This is a genomic window from Aminobacter sp. MET-1, from assembly GCF_026521175.1.
Lineage (GTDB): Bacteria > Pseudomonadota > Alphaproteobacteria > Rhizobiales > Rhizobiaceae > Aminobacter.
Genome location: NZ_JAMSHL010000155.1, coordinates 1 through 249 on the forward strand (window position 1 = coordinate 1; position 249 = coordinate 249).

The 249-nt window shown below is 68.3% G+C and carries 1 protein-coding gene; it reads left to right on the forward strand.

Features of this window, described 5'->3' with window-relative positions; translation table 11 throughout:
• A partial coding sequence (locus tag NDO48_RS29435; protein WP_267322947.1) for an OmpA family protein occupies window positions 1-249 on the forward strand: 249 nt, incomplete at both ends.

Below are 249 nucleotides of genomic sequence, written 5' to 3' on the forward strand. Positions count from 1 at the left end.
GGATTACCTCAGGCAGCACGACAAGCTGCAGGGCAAGGTGGTGCTGGTGGGCTTCGGCGATGCCAAGAGCGACCCCGAGCGCGCCGAACTGCTGTCCAAGCTGCGGGCCATGGCCGTGCGTCGCGAACTGGCCAGGCAGGGCGTGCTGTTTCGCGAGGTCACCGGCCTCGGCGGCGAGCTGCCGGTGGCGGCCAACAACGAAGAACACGGGCGCATCCGCAATCGCCGGGTCGAGGTCTGGGTCTACTG